This window comes from Calderihabitans maritimus, from assembly GCF_002207765.1.
In the GTDB taxonomy this organism is placed as follows: Bacteria; Bacillota; KKC1; order Calderihabitantales; family Calderihabitantaceae; genus Calderihabitans; species Calderihabitans maritimus.
Genome location: NZ_BDGJ01000084.1, coordinates 66,741 through 68,831, shown reverse-complemented (window position 1 = coordinate 68,831; position 2,091 = coordinate 66,741). Strand labels below are relative to the sequence as shown.

General features: G+C 53.0%; 3 protein-coding genes. All 3 read left to right on the top strand.

Going from position 1 to position 2,091, the window contains the following annotated elements; translation table 11 throughout:
- A partial coding sequence (gene leuC / locus KKC1_RS07665) for a 3-isopropylmalate dehydratase large subunit (RefSeq protein ID WP_238134236.1) occupies positions 1-1,061 on the top strand: 1,061 nt, incomplete at its 5' end.
- A complete protein-coding gene (gene leuD, locus KKC1_RS07660; protein ID WP_088553873.1) occupies positions 1,062-1,562 on the top strand; it encodes a 3-isopropylmalate dehydratase small subunit in 501 nt (166 codons plus the stop codon).
- Positions 1,555-2,091 (top strand): isocitrate/isopropylmalate family dehydrogenase (locus KKC1_RS07655; protein ID WP_238134235.1); only part of this gene is annotated, 537 nt, incomplete at its 3' end. The genes leuD and KKC1_RS07655, both read left to right, overlap by 8 nt.

Genomic DNA, 2,091 nt, shown 5'->3' with positions numbered 1-2,091 from the left:
CTCCCAACAAAGATATAAAATCGGCGGAGCAAGCCAAAGTAGTAAGGGATTTTGCCCGCCGGTATCAGATAACCAACTATTTTGAAGTTGGAAGAATGGGTATTGAGCATTGTCTCCTTCCGGAGGCCGGACTGGTGGTTCCGGGAGATGTGGTCATTGGTGCGGATTCCCATACCTGTACTTACGGAGCTCTGGGAGCTTTTGCTACCGGTGTGGGCAGTACCGATATGGCGGCAGGAATGGCCACGGGAGAGGCCTGGTTCCGAGTCCCGGAATCTATCAAGCTTGTCTACCACGGAAGGCTGCAGCCTTGGGTGGTTGGGAAAGATTTGATTCTACATACCATTGGTGACCTGGGGGTAGATGGCGCCCGGTACATGGCCATGGAATTTACCGGCGAGGCAATCAAATATCTCTCTATGGACAGCCGATTCACTATGGCCAATATGGCCATTGAGGCGGGGGCGAAAAACGGTATCATTGAGCCGGATGAAATCACTCTGGCTTATGTAGAGAACAGGGCCCGAAGACCCTACCAGATTTTCCGCAGTGATCCTGACGCGCGTTATGCCCGGGTTGTTGATTACGATGTAAGTAAGCTAGAGCCCCAGGTGGCTTTTCCCCATCTACCGGAAAATACCCGGCCAATCAGCGAGGTGCCCGATATACCGATTGATCAAGTGGTGATTGGGTCCTGTACTAACGGCCGCCTTGAAGATTTACGTTTGGCCGCCCAAGTGCTCCGAGGCCGGCAGGTACACCCGGAGGTGCGCCTGATTATCATTCCCGGAACCCAGGAGATTTATCGGCAGGCCCTCCGGGAGGGGCTTATAGAGGTTTTCATTGAGGCGGGAGCAGCCGTCAGTACTCCTACCTGCGGCCCGTGCCTGGGAGGACATATGGGTATACTGGCCAAGGGCGAAAAGGCGGTAGCCACTACAAACCGTAACTTTGTGGGCCGAATGGGTCATCCGGAAAGTGAAGTGTATCTGGCCAACCCGGCGGTAGCGGCTGCCAGTGCGGTTAAAGGACGTATTGCTGGTCCCAAGGAGGTGGTTTAGTTGCATTATGTAGGACGTGCCTGGAAGTTCGGAGCCGATATTGATACCGACGCTATCATACCGGCCCGTTATCTTAATACATCTTCGCCGGAGGAACTGGCAAAACACTGCATGGAAGATGCCGATCCTGATTTTCCGCGGAAGGTAAAACCGGGGGATATTATTGTGGCAGACAAAAATTTTGGTTGTGGTAGTTCCCGGGAACATGCACCCATAGCCATCAAGGCCGCCGGGGTATCCTGTGTAATTGCCAAATCCTTTGCCAGGATTTTTTACCGTAATGCCATTAACATCGGCCTGCCTATTTTCGAATCCCCGGAAGCGGCGGAAGCTATTAATACCGGCGATGAAATAAAGGTAGATGCAGAAGAGGGTATTATTTATAACCTCACCCGGAATGAAAGCTACCGTGCCACGACCTTTCCTCCTTTTATGCAGGAACTGATAGCGGCGGGAGGACTTATGAATTACGTAGCCAGGAAGGTGAAGCGCAATGCCTAAAATTGCAGTGCTGCCGGGGGACGGCATTGGGAGCGAAATTGTACCGGAAGCAGTCAAAGTACTGGAAGTAATAGGGGAAAAGTTTAAGGTGTCTTTTGAGTTTGAAGAAGGGCTGGTAGGGGGTGCAGCTATAGATGCTGCGGGAACACCCCTGCCGGATGACACTCTTAATTTATGCCGCCGGAGCGATGCCATACTGTTGGGAGCAGTTGGGGGGCCCAAGTGGGACACGCTTCCCGTTCACCTTAGACCCGAAGTGGCGGCTCTGCTGAAACTTCGGAAGGAGTTGGGACTGTACGCCAACCTGCGACCGGCGGTACTCTATCCGGCTTTAGCCAGTGCCTCCACCTTAAAGCCGGAGGTAGTTGTAGGCACTGATCTTTTGGTTATCCGGGAGCTAACCGGCGGAATTTATTTTGGCGAAAAGAAACGGGAAAAAACGGCCACCGGAGAAGTGGCCATCGACACCCTGGTTTATTCTACGGAGGAAATTGAGCGCATCGCCCGCTTGGGCTTCGAAATGGCCCGC